The organism is Pantoea sp. AN62 (genome assembly GCF_050432985.1).
Lineage (GTDB): Bacteria > Pseudomonadota > Gammaproteobacteria > Enterobacterales > Enterobacteriaceae > Pantoea > Pantoea brenneri.
This window is the reverse complement of record NZ_JBNPYB010000001.1, coordinates 241567-259680: the sequence shown is the minus strand read 5'-3', so window position 1 is coordinate 259680 and position 18114 is coordinate 241567. Positions and strand designations below refer to the sequence as shown.

At 54.4% G+C, this 18114-nt stretch carries 15 protein-coding genes; 12 read left to right on the top strand and 3 right to left on the bottom strand.

What is annotated here, in order from left to right:
• Positions 1–25: 25 nt before the first annotated feature.
• Both focA and ycaO read right to left on the bottom strand, forming a co-directional pair.
• Positions 26–886, bottom strand: a complete 861-nt coding sequence (focA, locus tag FHW04_RS01300; protein ID WP_031376644.1) for a formate transporter FocA — start codon at positions 884–886, stop codon at positions 26–28.
• A 369-nt stretch (positions 887–1255) separates the two neighbouring features.
• Entirely contained in the window at positions 1256–3019 is a 1764-nt protein-coding gene (gene ycaO / locus FHW04_RS01295; RefSeq protein WP_089561096.1) for a 30S ribosomal protein S12 methylthiotransferase accessory factor YcaO, read from the bottom strand.
• A gap of 313 nt (positions 3020–3332) precedes the next feature.
• On the opposite strand from ycaO, the gene serC reads away from it, so the two are divergent.
• From serC to FHW04_RS01235, 12 genes are all read left to right on the top strand, one after another.
• Entirely contained in the window at positions 3333–4418 is a 1086-nt protein-coding gene (serC, locus tag FHW04_RS01290; RefSeq protein ID WP_031376642.1) for a 3-phosphoserine/phosphohydroxythreonine transaminase, read from the top strand.
• Positions 4419–4500: 82 nt separating this feature from the next.
• Positions 4501–5787, top strand: coding sequence for a 3-phosphoshikimate 1-carboxyvinyltransferase (gene aroA / locus FHW04_RS01285; RefSeq protein ID WP_089561095.1), 1287 nt, complete (start codon positions 4501–4503; stop codon positions 5785–5787).
• A gap of 196 nt (positions 5788–5983) precedes the next feature.
• Positions 5984–6670, top strand: coding sequence for a (d)CMP kinase (gene cmk, locus FHW04_RS01280; protein ID WP_089561094.1), 687 nt, complete (start codon positions 5984–5986; stop codon positions 6668–6670).
• 109 nt (positions 6671–6779) lie between these two features.
• Positions 6780–8453: a 30S ribosomal protein S1 gene (rpsA, locus tag FHW04_RS01275; protein WP_031376639.1), complete on the top strand. Its 1674-nt coding sequence runs from the start codon at positions 6780–6782 to the stop codon at positions 8451–8453.
• An 82-nt stretch (positions 8454–8535) separates the two neighbouring features.
• Positions 8536–8820: an integration host factor subunit beta gene (gene ihfB / locus FHW04_RS01270; RefSeq protein ID WP_003849360.1), complete on the top strand. Its 285-nt coding sequence runs from the start codon at positions 8536–8538 to the stop codon at positions 8818–8820.
• A 215-nt stretch (positions 8821–9035) separates the two neighbouring features.
• The gene (locus tag FHW04_RS01265) at positions 9036–11291 is read left to right on the top strand and encodes a DNA internalization-related competence protein ComEC/Rec2 (RefSeq protein ID WP_089561185.1); all 2256 of its coding nucleotides are present in this window, start codon (positions 9036–9038) and stop codon (positions 11289–11291) included.
• A 34-nt stretch (positions 11292–11325) separates the two neighbouring features.
• Complete coding sequence (gene msbA, locus FHW04_RS01260) at positions 11326–13074, top strand: lipid A ABC transporter ATP-binding protein/permease MsbA (RefSeq protein ID WP_046288418.1); 1749 nt, start codon at positions 11326–11328, stop codon at positions 13072–13074.
• The gene (gene lpxK, locus FHW04_RS01255) at positions 13071–14066 is read left to right on the top strand and encodes a tetraacyldisaccharide 4'-kinase (protein ID WP_094106332.1); all 996 of its coding nucleotides are present in this window, start codon (positions 13071–13073) and stop codon (positions 14064–14066) included. Before msbA ends, lpxK begins: the two co-directional genes overlap by 4 nt.
• Before the next feature lie 24 nt (positions 14067–14090).
• On the top strand, positions 14091–15323 hold the full coding sequence (locus FHW04_RS01250; RefSeq protein WP_089561092.1) for a winged helix-turn-helix domain-containing protein: 1233 nt from the start codon (positions 14091–14093) through the stop codon (positions 15321–15323).
• A gap of 86 nt (positions 15324–15409) precedes the next feature.
• Positions 15410–15592, top strand: a complete 183-nt coding sequence (locus FHW04_RS01245; RefSeq protein ID WP_031376635.1) for a Trm112 family protein — start codon at positions 15410–15412, stop codon at positions 15590–15592.
• Complete coding sequence (kdsB, locus tag FHW04_RS01240; protein WP_089561091.1) at positions 15589–16338, top strand: 3-deoxy-manno-octulosonate cytidylyltransferase; 750 nt, start codon at positions 15589–15591, stop codon at positions 16336–16338. Before FHW04_RS01245 ends, kdsB begins: the two co-directional genes overlap by 4 nt.
• Positions 16339–16448: 110 nt before the next feature.
• Positions 16449–17342 carry a YcbJ family phosphotransferase gene (locus tag FHW04_RS01235; RefSeq protein ID WP_031376633.1) on the top strand — a complete coding sequence of 298 codons (894 nt, stop codon included), beginning with the start codon at positions 16449–16451 and terminating at the stop codon, positions 17340–17342.
• Here the strand turns inward: FHW04_RS01235 and elyC are convergent.
• Positions 17322–18107 (bottom strand): envelope biogenesis factor ElyC, encoded by a 786-nt coding sequence (elyC, locus tag FHW04_RS01230; RefSeq protein WP_069728107.1) that lies wholly within the window; start codon positions 18105–18107, stop codon positions 17322–17324. The two genes, FHW04_RS01235 and elyC, sit on opposite strands and share 21 nt — an antisense overlap.
• Positions 18108–18114: the final 7 nt, after the last annotated feature.

Genomic DNA, 18114 nt, shown 5'->3' with positions numbered 1-18114 from the left:
ACATATTGCGCCGTCAAAAATGCGTTTAATGTGACTGGTCACCGTTACGGAGATAGATGATCCAGTAGGTCAACCCGACCAGTACACCGCCGCCGATAATATTGCCGAGGGTGACGGGAATCAGGTTGTCAAAAATAAAGTTGCTGACTGTGAGCGACTGGAACTGTGCAGCGGTAGCGCCGGTAGCCTGCCAGAACTCAGGGCTTGCGAAGTCGCGAATCACAATGGCAAAAGGGATGAGAAACATATTGGCAATGCTGTGCTCAAAGCCACTGGCGACAAACATCCCCACAGGAAAGATCATCACTACCAGCTTATCGGTGAGAGTCCGGCCTGAATAACTCATCCAGACGGCCAGGCAGACCAGCAAATTCGCCAGGATACCCAGACACATCGCTTCAATAAACGTGTGATGCATTTTGTGGTCAGCGGTTTGCAGGACGTTTAGTCCCCAGGCACCATTCGCCACCATGTACTCGCCGGCAAACCACATCAGTCCGACGAAGAAGAGCGCGCCTGCCAGGTTACCGAGATAGACGTTTATCCAGTTGCGGGCCAGTTGAGGCCAGCTGATGCGTCCGCTGGCTTTGGCCACCACAATCAAAACGGTAGAGGTAAAGAGGTCGGCACCACACACCACTACCAGCATTAAACCCAGAGAGAAACAGATGCCACCGATCAGTTTGGCGATGCCATATGGCATTGCAGCGGTACCGGTGGTTGCTGTGATATAAAAAACAAAGGCAATGGAGATAAATACGCCGGCGTTTATCGCCAGAAAGAAGGTGGTAAAAGGATGTTTAGTTGCTTTGTATATACCTGCATCTTCAGCAACTTTCGCCATCTCGGCCGGTAGTAACAGATTAAAAGGGTTGTCAGCTTTCACACTAACTTACTCCATAAGTTGTCTGAAAAAATACTAACAAAGGAGTATAGGTCAGTAATTGATTTGGATCATGTTTGCCGGAGCGACAGACGATATGAGCCAGCTTAAAGGGAATTATTTTAAATAAGCGTTTGAATAATAAAAAATAAATAAATTTTAAAAATACAAATTTATTTTAATATGAAAGGGCTGCGCTGCTTCAACGCGCGGCGCATGTTATTCATTGTGGATTGATATGTTAAATATTATGAAGTGTTCTGGCAGAAAATAATTTTAATGCAGCTAATGTTTCATGAAAAAATAACGCCCTGCTGTCAGGCCAGCCTGATAGCAGGGCGTTGGCGTCATTTACCGTTCATTCGCGGGTAATTACGCACTTTGCCAGTAACGACGTTTGGCCGCTTGCAGTTTTTCATAGGCCGCAAGCAGTGACTGATGAGCCGGGAATGCTTTCAGTTCCTCATCAACAGCCTGAAGCCCGTAGAACGGACCCTCACCACTGATGGCTGCTGAAGCGGCTTCCATCGCCTCTGGGCCATACATACGTACAAATGCATGATGATATTGCAGGGGATCACGCTCATCTTCCATTGCCAGTAACAGCAAGGTTTGCAGGCAACGATAGTAGTTAGCACGTTCAGGGGTAAAGATTGAGCTGTTGAACTCCATTGTCCATTCGGTCCAGATCAGCGCCTGCTCAAGATCGCCGCCCGCCATCGCCAGCATCGCTTTTAATTCGCCAATGCGCAGCGTGTACCAGCCGTTGTCTTTACCGGTTGCCAGGCCCAGCAGTTCGCGCACGCGGGTGAAGTCATCAAAGCCTTCATCATCAAGCTGACCAATCAGATCCAGATACTCTTCAGGATTCCAGTTGCTGTCAGGCAGGGCCAGTAAGGTTTCACGCATACCTGCGCCCATGCTGTTATTCGCCAGCAGCAGATCTTCCGCCGGATAGATGTCCGACATGCCAGGCACGATAATGCGGCAGGCGTACACGCCCAGATGCTCGTAATCAGCAATATAAACTTCCTGATCTTCAGCGGCGAAGATCGCCATCAGCGTGGCAAATTCCTGCTCAGTGGTGCCGGCAAACGACCAGTCGACAAACGGATAGTCCGCGGTCTCTTTGAACAGATCCCAGGAGATCAGACCGCTCGAGTCAATAAAGTGCGTTTCGAGATTGGCGTGTTCCGCCACTTCCTCATCATCAAAGGTCGGCGGCGTGAACACGTCCAGATCTTTGAGGCTGCGGCCCTGTAATAATTCGGTAACAGTACGCTCAAGCGCCACACCAAAATCAGGATGAGCACCGAACGAGGCGAAACAGGTGCCATTTGCCGGATTGAACAGCACGACGCAGATGACCGGATATTTGCCGCCCAGCGAGGCATCATAAGCAAAGATTGGGAACCCTTCTGCTTCCAGCCGCGCAATCGCTTCAACCACATCGGGATAACGCTGCATGACGGCATCCGGGATCGCCGGCAGGCTAATCGCTTCGGCAATGATGCGGTTTTTAATGTAGCGCTCAAATACTTCTGACAGCCCCTGAACCCGCGCTTCATTGGCAGTGTTACCGGCTGACATACCATTAGAAACGTAGAGGTTGCCGATAATGTTCATCGGAATATAGACGGTTTGCTGATCTGACTGACGGGTGAAAGGCAGCGCGCAGATGCCGCGTTCGACATTGCCGGACTGCAGATCAATCAACTCTGCTGCCGTCAGCGCATTATCCGGGTCATAAAAAGCCCGTAGGCGCGGATCAAGAATGCCCTCTGGCAGTGATTCATCAGCTGGCAGTGCAAACCATTTTTCATTGGGATAGTGAACGAAGTCGCCGTTAGCGATACTTTTCCCTAACCAGAAATCGGCGAAGAAATAGTTGGTTGAGAGGCGTTCAAAATATTCACCCAGCGCGGAGGCCAGTGCCGCTTTTTTGCTGGCGCCTTTGCCGTTAGTGAAGCAGAGCGGGCAATCGCGGTCACGAATATGCACAGACCAGACATGGGGAACAGGATTCAGCCACGATGCTTCTTCAATATTAAAGCCAAGGTCCTGAAGTTTATTCTGGAAACGGGTAATGGAGTCTTCCAGCGCGGCATCTTTGCCCGGGATAAATGTTTGCGTCATAGTGCCGCTCTCTCAGTTGTCATAGGGTGCGTAAAGCGCGCAATGATACGGATTTTGCTGACGATCCGCTATCAAGGCGGGATAATTTTACCGGCTTAGTTTTCACCTTCTCGCCAGTCAGGCCAAACGGTAAACCGCCAGGCTGGACGAAGCCTCACAAAATTTCGTGCTGGTTTGCATTGGTAACATAACCTCCGGCGCGACAGATTCAGAAAATGTGACCGCTACCCGATTTATGATTGCAGCCGCCAGGATGCAGTGATAAAACCGGTAAGTTATTCATAACCGTTCGATATGACAGTGGTGAGGGGAAATGACGCAAGTTTATAATTTTAGCTCCGGCCCAGCGATGCTGCCGGTTGAAGTGCTCCGTCGTGCAGAACAAGAGCTGACAAACTGGCGTGGCCTGGGAACCTCCGTAATGGAGATCAGTCACCGCAGCAAAGAGTTTATTCAGGTTGCTGAAGAGGCGGAGCAGGACTTCCGTGATCTGCTAAAAATACCGGCTAATTACAAAGTATTATTCTGTCACGGTGGGGCACGTGCGCAGTTTGCTGCCGTGCCTGGCAACCTGCTCGGCACCGCTTCCAGTGCAGACTATGCCGACGGCGGATACTGGGCGCACAGCGCCATCAAAGAAGCGCAAAAATATTGCTCCCCGCGCACCCTGGATGTCAAAACCACACGCGACGGTAAACGCGCGATTCTGCCGATGCGGGAATGGGACGTCAGTGATGCATCCGCCTACCTGCATTTCTGCCCGAATGAAACTATCGACGGTATTGCGATCGACGAGCAGCCTGACTTTGGCAGCAAAACGGTGGTCGCAGATTTCTCCTCTACCATTCTGTCCCGCCCGATTGATGTCAGCCGCTATGGCGTGATCTATGCCGGTGCGCAGAAAAACGTCGGGCCTGCAGGCTTAACGCTGGTGATTGTGCGCGAAGATCTGTTAGGTCAGGCGCAGGCGTCAGTGCCGTCAATCCTCGATTATAAAGTGTTGGCCGACAACGATTCGATGTTTAACACCCCGCCAACGTTCGCCTGGTACCTTTCGGGGCTGGTATTCAAATGGCTGAAAGAGAAGGGCGGTGTGGCAGAAATCGACCGGATCAATCAGGCCAAAGCTGACCTGCTGTACGGCGTGATTGATCACAGCGGCTTCTACCGCAACGATGTGGCGACTGACAACCGTTCACGCATGAATATCCCTTTCCAGCTGGCCGACGCGTCGCTGGATGCATTGTTCCTTGAAGAGTCTTTCAAGGCGGGACTGCATGCGCTGAAAGGACATCGGGTAGTCGGGGGCATGCGTGCTTCTATCTATAATGCCATGCCGCTGGAAGGCGTTAAGGCGCTGACCGACTTTATGGTTGATTTTGAACGCCGTCACGGCTGATTAATGACATATCAGCATTGATGCTGATGCCAGACCTCGTCAGATGGCGAGGTCTTCGTATTTTTTGAGGATTTCGTTTCACATGCAGGACTCCCTGACTCTCCAACCCATCGCCCGCGTTAATGGCACGGTAAATCTGCCCGGTTCTAAGAGCGTATCAAACCGTGCATTACTGCTGGCTGCCCTCGCTAAAGGTACTACCCGTCTGACTAACTTACTCGACAGCGATGATGTTAAGCACATGCTCAATGCGCTTAGCGCACTGGGTGTAAGCTATACGCTCTCCAGCGATCGCCGGGTATGTGAAGTTACGGGGAATGCCGGCCCTCTGCAATCATCACAGCCTTTGTCGCTTTTCCTGGGCAATGCCGGCACCGCGATGCGTCCACTGGCCGCAGCGCTCTGCCTGGGACAGCAGGATATCGAACTGACCGGCGAGCCGCGGATGAAAGAACGTCCAATCGGCCATCTGGTTGATGCATTACGTCAGGGCGGCGCCAGCATCGAGTATCTGGAGAATCAGGATTATCCGCCGCTGCGCTTACGCGGCGGATTTACCGGCGGAGACGTCAGCGTGGATGGCAGCGTCTCCAGCCAGTTCCTGACGGCATTATTGATGACTGCGCCGCTGGCTGAGCAGGATACCCGCATCACCATCAAAGGTGAGTTGGTTTCCAAACCCTACATCGACATTACGCTACACCTGATGCGTTGCTTTGGTGTTGAGGTTGAAAACCAGAACTATCAGCACTTTCTGATTAAAGGACAGCAGCAGTATCAGTCGCCAGGCGATTATCTGGTAGAAGGCGATGCCTCTTCCGCATCTTATTTCCTCGCTGCGGCTGCGATTAAAGGTGGCACGGTGCGGGTCACCGGTATTGGCCGCCAGAGCGTGCAGGGCGATATCCGTTTTGCGGACGTACTGGAAAAAATGGGCGCGAAGATTGAGTGGGGCGATGACTATATTGCCTGCACTGCCGGCACGTTACGCGCCATTGATATGGACATGAACCATATCCCGGATGCGGCGATGACCATTGCCACCACGGCACTGTTTGCCGAAGGCACGACCCAGTTGCGTAACATTTATAACTGGCGGGTGAAAGAGACCGATCGGCTGAGTGCTATGGCTACCGAGCTGCGTAAAGTGGGTGCGGAAGTGGAAGAGGGCCACGATTATATTCGTATTACGCCGCCGGCTACCCTTATTCATGCGGATATTGGCACCTATAACGATCACCGCATGGCGATGTGTTTTTCATTAGTCGCGCTCTCCGATACGCCGGTCACCATTCTCGATCCGGGCTGTACGGCAAAAACCTTCCCTGACTATTTCGACCAGCTGGCTAAGATCAGCCAGCCAGCCTGATAGCCTCTCTCCGGTGCGAAATCGCACCGGAAATCCTCATATTATCTGGCCGTATCGCGGCAGAAATCCTCTGATTTACCTGGAATTATTAACACCGTCAGTGCGAAAGGGTAACCAAGGTGGGTTGGGCAGCGTATAATGCTAGTCATTACCGATGGCCGACAGGCCGAAGAGCGCGCAGCAACAGGAGGGAATAATGACAGTAACTGCCCCGGTCATAACTATCGATGGGCCAAGTGGTGCGGGAAAAGGGACCCTGTGCAAAGCGATGGCGGAAGCGTTGCAGTGGCATCTGCTGGATTCCGGTGCGATTTACCGCGTACTGGCATTGGCGGCGTTGCATCATCAGGTCGATATCGAATCTGAAGAAGCGCTGGTGCCGATTGCGGCACATCTGGATGTGCGCTTTGTGTCACAAAAGGGCGAAATGCAGGTCATCCTCGAAGGGGAAGATGTCACCGGTGAAATTCGGACTCAGGAGGTCAGCAACACCGCCTCCCGCGTGGCGGCTTTCCCGCGTGTCCGTGAAGCATTGCTGCGTCGTCAGCGCGGTTTTCGCGAAGCGCCAGGCTTAATTGCCGACGGTCGCGATATGGGCACGGTGGTTTTCCCGGATGCGCCGGTCAAAATTTTTCTTGATGCCAGCGCGGAAGAGCGCGCCCAGCGCCGTATGCTACAGTTGCAGGATAATGGCTTTAATGTTAACTTTGATCGCCTTTTAGCCGAGATAAAAGAACGTGATGACCGCGATCGCAATCGCGCAATTGCGCCTTTAGTACCCGCTGACGATGCCCTGATGCTGGATTCTACAAAAATGTCCATCGATCAAGTCATTGAAAAAGCGCTACACTATGCCCGTGAAAAGCTGGGCATTACGGCTTAACTGAATTTTATCACCCTGTACCACGGACCCGGTGCTGGGCATGTGAAACAACCCCATCCGACATGAAGTCAGATGGACGTTAAATTGAAGAATCCTGAAGATTATCAATATGACTGAATCTTTTGCTCAACTATTTGAAGAATCCTTAAAAACAATCGAAACCCGCCCGGGTTCTATCGTTCGTGGCATCGTCGTTTCTATCGACAAAGATGTCGTTCTGGTTGATGCGGGCCTGAAATCTGAATCTGCAATTCCTGCAGAGCAGTTCAAGAACGCAGCCGGCGAACTGGAAATCCAGGTTGGCGACGAAGTTGATGTTGCTCTGGATGCAGTGGAAGACGGCTTCGGTGAAACCCTGCTGTCCCGTGAGAAAGCTAAGCGCCATGAAGCCTGGATCACGCTGGAGAAAGCTTACGAAGACGCTGAAACTGTTACCGGTGTTATCAACGGCAAAGTTAAAGGTGGCTTCACAGTTGAGCTGAACGGTATCCGTGCGTTCCTGCCAGGTTCACTGGTCGATGTTCGTCCGGTGCGCGATACGCTGCACCTGGAAGGCAAAGAGCTTGAATTCAAAGTGATCAAGCTGGATCAGAAACGCAACAACGTCGTGGTTTCACGTCGTGCGGTTATCGAATCCGAAAACAGCGCAGAGCGCGATCAGCTGCTGGAAAACCTGCAGGAAGGCATGGAAGTCAAAGGTATCGTTAAGAACCTCACTGACTACGGTGCATTCGTGGATCTGGGTGGAGTTGACGGCCTGCTGCACATCACTGACATGGCCTGGAAACGCGTTAAGCATCCAAGCGAAATCGTCAATGTGGGCGACGAAATCACTGTTAAAGTGCTGAAGTTCGACCGCGAGCGTACCCGCGTATCCCTCGGCCTGAAACAGCTGGGCGAAGATCCATGGGTGGCTATCGCTAAGCGCTATCCGGAAGGCACTCGCCTGACCGGTCGTGTAACCAACCTGACTGATTACGGCTGCTTCGTGGAAATCGAAGAAGGCGTTGAAGGTCTGGTACACGTGTCTGAAATGGACTGGACCAACAAAAACATCCATCCGTCTAAAGTTGTTAACGTAGGCGACGTGGTTGAAGTTATGGTTCTGGACATTGACGAAGAGCGTCGTCGTATCTCCCTGGGTCTGAAGCAGTGTAAATCTAACCCATGGCAGCAGTTCGCTGAGACGCACAACAAAGGCGATCGTGTTGAAGGTAAAATCAAGTCAATCACTGACTTCGGTATCTTCATCGGCCTGGACGGCGGCATCGACGGTCTGGTTCACCTGTCTGACATCTCCTGGAACGCGACTGGCGAAGAAGCCGTTCGTGAGTACAAAAAAGGCGACGAAATCGCTGCCGTTGTACTGCAGGTCGATGCAGAGCGTGAGCGTATCTCTCTGGGCGTTAAGCAACTGGCAGAAGATCCGTTCAACAACTACATCACGCTGAACAAGAAAGGCGCTATCGTTAACGGCAAAGTAACTGCTGTTGATGCTAAAGGTGCTACAGTTGAATTAGCAGACGGCGTTGAGGGTTACCTGCGCGCTTCTGAAGCTTCACTGGACCGCATTGAAGATGCCACTCTGGTTCTGAGCGTTGGCGACGACGTTGAAGCTAAATTCACCGGCGTTGATCGTAAAAACCGTGTTGTTAGCCTGTCTGTCCGTGCGAAAGACCAGGCTGATGAGAAAGAAGCCATCAATACTGTTAACACCAAACAGGAAGAAGGTAACTTCTCTAACGCCATGGCTGAAGCGTTCAAAGCGGCTAAAGGCGAGTAATCGACCTGAAGCACCGGGTGGGCAACCACCCGGTTTCGGTAAAAGCTGTCATACATTCCCAGAGGGATAAACCGGAGGTTACATGACCAAGTCAGAACTGATCGAAAGACTGGCGGGACAGCATACTCATATACCGGCGAAAGTCGTTGAGGATGCAGTAAAAGAGATGCTTGAGCACATGGCCACTACGCTGGCACAGGGCGAACGCATCGAAATCCGGGGATTCGGCAGCTTTTCTTTGCACTATCGCGCTCCGCGTACTGGTCGTAACCCTAAAACGGGTGACAAAGTGGATCTGGAAGGTAAATACGTTCCCCACTTCAAGCCAGGCAAAGAACTGCGCGATCGCGCAAATATCTACGGCTAAGCCGATACCGAACCAGACAAACGACATCTCCGGATGTCGTTTTTTTTTGGCTGCTATTTTTCAGTGCTGACACCTGGAGCTGACATCCGGATTAGTGCAACCCACTCTGCAAGCCCTGCGGATTAATGCGATGCCGCTCGCTACTGCCTGATTACCTGCTTTCACCTCTTCGCCAACCGTTCAGAATAAACACATTCATCAGGATGGATGTGATTATGCTGACATGGATAGTTTTAGCCCGGCTGGCAGTTGTTGCTACGTTGCCTTTACTGTTTATCGCCCGACTTCCCTCTGGCGGTATCATTCTCGGCTTGCTATTAACCGGGATCGTTTTACTGCACAGTCGCCCGCAGAGCCTGCGCATAACCGGGATCGCCCTGATATTTCTGGCATGGGCAACTAATGATGCACGATTAATGGTCAGAGATATTGAACACCATGCCGAGCGGCCAGCGACTTACAGCATCCGTATTAGCGAACTGAGAAAGGAGAGAAAGCAAATCAGGGTTCGTCTGCTGAAAGAGGGCGAAAAGATGCTGTTTCCGCCGCGTTTTGCCTGGCTTTACTTTGATGCCGATCCTGAGCAGTACTGTCCCGGCCAGCGCTGGACCATGAAGCTGCGTTTACGCGCGGTTCATGCCCGACTGAATGAGGGGGGTTTTGATGCGCAGCGTTTTGCGCTGGCGAATAATACACCGCTTCAGGGACGCATTATTCATCAGGTAGCTGACAATCGGGCGTGTAACTGGCGCTGGCGATTTATCCTATGGCACCGCAGGCAGACCACCGCCTTACCGTCGCAGGCTACGTTAGAGGCCCTGGCTTTCGGCATCCGGGATGACCTGAGCCGTGAAACACGACAGCTGTTACGGGATACTGGTACCGCCCACCTGATGGCGATATCAGGCATGCACATTGCGCTGGCGGCCGGTTGCGGCTGGCTACTGGCGCGCGGGATGCAGTACAGGTTGCCGGCACGCTACATCAGCTATGGCTTCCCGCTGATGATAAGCTGGCTGTTCGCTGCGCTCTATAGCTGGCTGTCAGGCGCGCATCCTCCTGCCGAGCGTGCTTTGCTGGCGCTTACGCTCTGGGCGCTCACCCGTTTTGCCAGTGTGCAGCTGAATAGCTGGCAGGTATGGACATATTGCGTGGCGCTGCTGTTGATTCTCGATCCGCTAACCGTGCTGTCGGAAAGCTTCTGGCTCTCAACGCTGGCCGTCGCCATGCTGTTAATCTGGTTTCACTGGTTCCCGCTTCCGTGGCGATTTCATCATCAACGGCGCTGGTTGCCCGTGCAGTTGCTGCATCTTCAACTGGGAATGCTGATCCTGATGGCACCGCTGCAGGTGGCGATTTTTAACGGACTGAGCCTGACTGCGCTGGTGGCCAATGTGGTGGCCATTCCCGTAGTGTCGTTTATCACCGTGCCACTGATTCTTATCGCAATGCTGCTGCCTGTACCGGCGTTATCGCTGCTATTCTGGCAGGCTGCCGACCTGTCGTTACGGGCGTTACTACAGAGTCTGGCAGCATTGCCACCCGGCTGGTGGCCACTGCACGGCACTGCATTTTTCGCGGTGCTGGTATGGGGTGGGTTGATCGTATGGCGGACCCAGCTGTTCTTTTCTCTGCCTGTGAGCAGCAGCGCAATCGCGCTAGCGATGGTATTGAGTCGCCAGCCGCCGCAGGGGCAGGGATGGCGCATTGATATGCTGGATGTTGGCCACGGTTTAAGTATGGTGATCAGCCAGGGCGATGAGGCGGTACTGTATGATACCGGTCCGCGCTGGCAGACCGACAATGCTGGCAGCCGGGTGATTATTCCGTGGCTGGAGCGAAAACAGCTGCGGTTGCAACAGGTGATTCTCAGCCATAAACATCTCGACCATACTGGCGGCCTGGAATCGATAACAGCACGCTGGCCGGCGGTGAAAGTGCGCAGCGCGCTGGCAAACAACGCCCACTTACCCTGCGTACGCGGTACACAATGGCGCTGGCAGCAACTCCACTTTGAAGTACTCTGGCCACTGTCGATACCAACGGTGGGCGACAACAACGATTCCTGTGTGATCATCGTTGATGACGGCCAGGTCAGAGTCATGTTAACCGGCGATATTGAGGCGCTGGCGGAACGTCAACTGGTTGCGCTGGAGAAACAACGTCTCAGGGTCGATATTCTGCAGGTGCCGCACCATGGCAGCCGCACCTCCTCAACCCGGCTGCTGTTGCGCAGTACGGCGGGAAAGACCGCTATAGCCTCGCTGGCACGCTACAATGCATGGCGGATGCCCGCCAAAAGCGTACTGGAGAATTATCAGCGGGCCGGCTTTAACTGGTTCGATACCGGGCAATCGGGTCAGATAAGCATCACTATTCAACAGGGTAAAATTGCGGTTTCTGGTCTGCGCGATCAATTAATGCCCCGTTGGTATCATCAGTGGTTTGGCGTCAAACGCGAATCCAGGTAGAATGGCCGGCTATTTCCAACAGCGTGAATAAATAATGCATCTAGATAAAGATCTCTCTACGTGGCAGACATTCCGCCGACTCTGGCCGATGATCGCGCCTAACAAGGCGGGATTAATTGTGGCCTCCATTGCCCTGATTATTAACGCTGCGGGCGACGCCTTAATGCTCTCCCTGTTGAAACCGTTACTGGATGATGGGTTTGGTAAAGCCGATAAATCGGTGATGCTGTGGATGCCGTTGGTGGTTATTGGCCTGATGCTGATCCGCGGCGTGACCAGTTATATCTCCAGTTACTGCATCTCCTGGGTTTCTGGCAACGTGGTCATGAATATCCGCCGTCGGCTATTCAGCCATATGATGGGCATGCCGGTATCATTCTTTGACCAGCAGTCAACCGGTACCCTGCTGTCACGCATCACCTATGATTCCGAACAGGTAGCTTCTTCCTCTTCTGGTGCGCTGGTGACGGTAGTGCGTGAAGGTGCGTCGATTATTGGCCTGTTCATCATGATGTTCTACTACAGCTGGCAGCTGTCGTTGATTCTGATTGTTCTGGCACCGATCGTTTCTTTTGCTATCCGCACCGTCTCTAAGCGTTTCCGTAATATCAGTAAAACCATGCAAAATACCATGGGGCAGGTTACCACCAGCGCTGAGCAGATGCTGAAGGGCCATAAAGAAGTGCTGATTTTTGGCGGTCAGGAGATTGAATCTGAGCGCTTTGCCCGGGTCAGTAATCGCATGCGTCAGCAGGGAATGAAGCTGGTTTCAGCCTCATCAATTTCCGATCCGGTGATTCAGCTGATCGCATCTCTGGCACTGGCTTTCGTGCTTTACGCCGCCAGCTTCCCCAGCGTAATGGATACCCTGACGGCCGGTACTATCACCGTGGTGTTCTCATCGATGATCGCGCTGATGCGTCCATTGAAATCACTGACTAACGTCAATGCTCAATTCCAGCGCGGTATGGCCGCCTGTCAGACGCTGTTCTCTATTCTGGACAGCAAGCAGGAAGTGGATAACGGCAGCCGTGAAATTACCCGTGCGAAGGGCGATATTGAGTTCCGCAACGTCACCTTTACCTATCCGGGGCGTGATGTGCCGGCGCTGCGCAATATCAATCTCTCTCTGCCGGCAGGCAAAACGGTTGCTCTGGTGGGTCGCTCCGGTTCCGGTAAGTCGACCATGGCCAGCTTGCTGACTCGCTTTTACGACATTCAGCAGGGAGAAATCCTGCTGGACGGTTACGATCTGCGCGAGTACACCTTACGTTCGCTGCGTAATCAGGTGGCGCTGGTGTCGCAGAATGTTCATCTGTTCAATGACACCATTGCCAATAACATCGCCTATGCCCGCAGCGAGCAGTACAGCCGCGCGGAGATCGAAAAGGCCGCAACCATGGCGCATGCCATGGACTTCATCAATAAGATGGATCAAGGGCTGGATACGGTGATCGGCGAAAACGGTGTGCTGCTGTCAGGCGGCCAGCGTCAGCGTATTGCGATTGCGCGTGCCCTGTTACGTGATTGTCCTATTTTGATCCTGGATGAAGCAACATCGGCACTGGATACGGAATCCGAGCGGGCCATTCAGTCAGCGCTGGACGAACTGCAGAAGAACCGTACTTCACTGGTGATTGCCCACCGACTCTCTACCATCGAAAAAGCGGATGAAATCGTGGTGATCGAAGATGGTCAGATTGTTGAGCGCGGAACGCATCAGGTGCTGTTAGCAGAGCGCGGAGCCTATGCACAGCTGCACAAGATGCAATTCGGCCAATGATTGAGCGTATCTGGAGTGGTCGTTCACCCTTATGGCTGCTGTTATGGCCACTGAGCCTGCTGTATGGGGCGATCACCACTCTGATTCGATTCAGTTATCAGCGCGGCTGGCGTAAAAGCTGGCGCGCACCGCTGCCGGTGGTGGTGGTGGGCAATCTGACGGCTGGCGGCAATGGCAAAACGCCGGTAGTCATCTGGCTGGTCGAAGCATTGCAACAGCGCGGTCTGCGTGCGGGCGTGGTGTCGCGTGGCTACGGCGGTAAAGCCGAGCAGTATCCGCTGCTGGTCACCGGGCAGACCTCCACCGAACAGGCTGGAGATGAGCCGGTACTGATCGCCCAGCGCACCGGTGCGCCGGTGGCCGTAGCGCCAAAGCGGCGTCTGGCGATTGAAGCGCTGCTGAAACAGGGGCCGTTAGATGTGATCATCACCGATGATGGCCTGCAGCACTATGCGCTCCAGCGCGACCGCGAAATTGTGGTGGTGGATGGGGTACGTCGTTTTGGCAATGGCTGGTGGTTACCGGCCGGGCCGATGCGGGAACGTGCCAGTCGGCTGAGTCAGGTGGATGCGATTGTGGTTAACGGTGGCGAAGCGCAGCACGGTGAGATAGCCATGCAACTTCAGCCAGGGCTGGCGACGCATTTGCTGAGCGGCGAAACCCGGCCGGTTGATCAGCTTGATCCAGTTATCGCCATGGCCGGTATCGGGCATCCGCCGCGCTTCTTTACCACACTGAAACAGCTGGGTATCACCCCGGTGGCAGAAGTCGCCTTTGCCGACCATCATGCATACAGTCAGGATGAGCTGGCGCGTCTGACATCAGACGGACAGCCGTTGCTGATGACCGAAAAAGATGCGGTGAAATGCCGCCAATTTGCCCAGCCCAACTGGTGGTATCTGCCGGTTGATGCCCGTCTGCAGGGCACGGCAGTCACCCCATTGCTGGACGATATCGAACAGCTGTGCCGCAGCGGTCAGGCGCGCAACTAGTCACCAGACCGGATAAGGAAGAGAATGAACCCTCTGCATTCACTTTCATTACAGCAAACACGTCACCTTCATCTCGCCGCGCAGGGCCTGCTGCGTCCACCGCGCCAGCGCGCCCGCTATCAGGATCTGATTGACTGCATCTCCCGTATGTCGCTGCTGCAAATCGATACTATTAATGTTGTGGCCCGTAGCCCCTATCTGGTGCTGTTCAGTCGCCTCGGTGACTATCCTCCGGTGTGGCTGGAACAGGCGCTGGCGCAGGGCGAGGTGTTTGAATACTGGGCACACGAGGCCTGTTTTATTCCGCGAGCCGACTACAGATTGCTGCGTCATCGTATGCTGTCGCCGGAACGGCTGGGCTGGAAGTACAATGCGCAATGGGTCGCTGACCACCAGCAGGAAATCGCTGAATTACTGCAGCAAATCCGCGAAAACGGCCCGGTACGCGCAGCGGACTTTGCGCATGCCGCGAATCATAAGCCGGGATGGTGGGCGTGGAAACCGCACAAGCGGCATCTGGAAAATCTGTTCAGTGCCGGTGAGCTGATGGTCGCTGAACGCCGCAATTTTCAACGGGTATACGATCTGCGCAGCCGGGTGATGCCCGACTGGCAGGATGCTCTGCACAGCATCAGTGAAGCTGAGGCTACCCGTCTGATGTTACTTAACAGCGCCCGCAGTCTCGGCATTTTTCGCGGCAGCTGGCTGGCAGACTATTACCGCCTGAAACGGGTGCCGCTCAGCACCTTTCTGGCAGAAGCGCAGGAAGCGGGCGATCTGATTGCGGTGACGGCCGACGGGCTGGGCGACATGTGGCTGCATCGCGATTTGCTGCCGATGCTTGAGAACCCGCTGCAGGCGACACACAGTGCGCTTTTATCACCGTTTGACCCGGTGGTCTGGGACCGCAAGCGTGCGCTGGAACTGTTCAGCTTTGATTACCGCATCGAGTGTTATACGCCGGCGGCTAAGCGCAAATTTGGTTATTTTGTCCTGCCGATGCTGCATCGTGGTGAGATAAAAGGCCGGCTGGATGCCCGTATGTTGCGTCAGTCAAAGCAGCTGGAGATTAAAAATATCTGGCTTGAGCCGCAGACGCGGGTCACGTTGCGATTTGTGCAGGATATCCGGCGGGCGATTGAGCGCTTTGCGGCATGGCAGGGGGCGGAAACCGTCTCGCTGCTGCAGGCACCGGCCTCGCTGCGACAGCACTGGCCGGCCCAGTGGTCGCTGAATCGCGAAGCGGGTAGCCCGTGATGTGCTGATACGTTTTACGCCCTCCCGCCCGGGCTGGGCTATGGTATGCTTTACCCCTTATGCATTCGGTCCCTGATGGAGGACATATGGATCATCGTTTACTCGAAATCGTTGCCTGCCCGGTGTGCAATGGCAAACTCTACTATAACAATGCGCAGCAGGAGCTGATCTGCAAACCGGACGGCCTGGCGTTTCCGGTGCGTGACGGCATTCCGGTGTTACTGGAAAATGAAGCCCGTACGCTCTCTGTTGAAGAGATTCATCCATGAGTTTTACCGCCATCATTCCTGCGCGTTATGCGTCAACCCGCTTAGCGGGTAAGCCGCTGGTCGATATCCACGGCAAGCCAATGGTGGTACATGTGATGGAGCGCGCCCGTGAGTCGGGCGCCAGTCGGGTGATCGTCGCGACCGATCATCCGGCGGTGGCGCAGGCGGTTGAAGCTGCAGGCGGTGAAGTCTGCATGACGCGTGCCGATCATCAGTCCGGCACCGAGCGTCTGGCGGAAGTGATCGAAAAATATCAGTTCGCTGATGATGAGATCATCGTCAATGTGCAGGGTGACGAGCCGATGATTCCGGCGGAGATCGTGCGGCAGGTAGCGAACAATCTGGCCGGTTCTGCGGCAGGAATGGCGACGCTGGCGGTGCCAGTCACCGATGCAGAGGAAGCTTTTAATCCGAATGCGGTGAAAGTGGTGATGGACGTTAACGGCTACGCGCTCTATTTTTCACGGGCGACAATCCCGTGGGATCGTGAACGTTATGCCCGCTCACGCGAGCAGATTGGTGACACTTTGCTGCGTCATATTGGCATCTATGCCTACCGTGCCGGCTTTATTCGCCGCTACGTTGCCTGGGCGCCATGCCCGCTGGAACAGATCGAGCTGCTCGAGCAGTTGCGGGTGTTGTGGTACGGCGAAAAGATTCATGTTGCCGTGGCGCAAACCATCCCCAGCGTCGGAGTGGATACGCCAGAAGATCTGCAGCGCGTTCGCGCCGCCATGCAGGCCTGATCAAACGGGGAGACGCTCCCCGTTACTGCGCAATTTTATTGATCCGCCACTAAACTTCTTATCTGTAGTCCCTTCAGGATAGTGTGAAATTCATCTGAGGAGGATGCCGCATGGAACAGCTTAAATCCGAACTGGCGCTGGTGCTCGGTGAGAACATCAGTCGTCTCGAAGTAATCAGCGAACATCCACCCACCCGACTTTATGCGCTGTACGATAGTGAAGGTCAGCCGATGCCGGTGATGGCGAAGTATTTCCGTCATCAGGGCCGTGCTGCGCTGGAAGCAAAAAAACTGGCGCTGCTGGGCCATGCCGGATTGATTGCGGTGCCAGCCGTATTTGGTCTGGTGATGAGCCAGCAACCGCCGGTGCATGAAATGCTGCTGCTGGCGCGGCTCAATGGCGTGCCGGCCGAAGCGCCAGCGCGTGATGCTCAGCGCTGGCAACAGTTTTGCGAACAGGTAGTGGAAGGGCTACTTGCCTGGCACCGGCTCGACAGCCACGGTCTGGTGGGCACGGTAGACAGTACCCAGGAAAACCACTGGCCCGCCTGGTATGCGCAACGGGTAGAGGTGCTCTGGTCGACCTTAAGTTATCTGCGACCGCCTGCCTTTACGCTGGACGATCGTCAGATTTTGTTCCGCAGCCGGGCGCGGTTAGCGCATCTGTTTCGCGACTTTAACGATCCCTGCGTGCTGGTTCACGGTAACGTCAGGCTGCAAAGTATGCTGAAAAATCCCCGCAGCGATCAGCTGCTGGCGATGACGCAGCCGGGTACGATTCTCTGGGCACCGCGTGAATACGATCTGATTCAGCTGGATGAGTCACCCGCTGAGACCGCACTGCTGCACGCCTATCTGCAACGCGCGCCAGTTGCTGAAGGCTTTGTCTGGCGGCGCTGGCTCTATCAGTTATGGGATTGTATCGATCGGCTGGTGCAGACCGGCGAATTTGACCGGCCACGTTTCGACCACGCGCGCGCACAGCTACTCCCCTGGCTCGGATGACCGCGTATCCTCTCCCTTCAGCCGCTGCAGTACCGTACCCAGCGTTTCATAAACTGCCCGCTCGCTGTGACTCAGCCAGATTGATGATGGAATGGCGCGCTCCCAGCCATTGAGCGGCGAGGTTATCGCTAACTGGTTGGCCGGCGCGGCAATCGGGTTCAGTCCCACTGCATGGAAAAAGCGCATCGCCCGCGGCAGATGATTGGCTGAGCTGATCAGCAGGAACGGGCGTTGACCCACTTCGCTCTTTACCGCCTGAGCTTCATCAGCAGTATCCCGCGGCTGATCGAGAATCTGAATATGATCCGCTGGTACGCCCAGACTTTCAGCCACCTGCGCGGCCACCGAGGCACTGCTGCGCGGGTTAGTGCCGCCTGCGGCACCGGTAAAAATCAACGTGGCATGTGGATAGCGACGCCACTGACGTACTCCTTCCGCCACGCGCGGCAGGCTGTTATTGAGCAGGTTCGAACTGGGCGCCCAGTCAGGATTAAAGGTATAGCCGCCACCGAGTACCACGATGTAATCGACCGGCTGTGTGCCGTTCCAGGTCGGATAGCGGCTATCAAGTGGCAACAGCAGGCGGTCAGCCAGCGGCTGCAGGCTCAGCAGTAGCAAAAACAGCCAGCTGGCGGAGATTAAAATTTTGCCGCTTTTCTGCCAGTCGGTGAACCAAAGCAATAAAATACCGAGCGCCATCAGCAAAAGCAGAAACGGCAGGGGTAACAACAGCCCGCCGATCACTTTTTTCAGGGTAAAAAACATCTAAAAA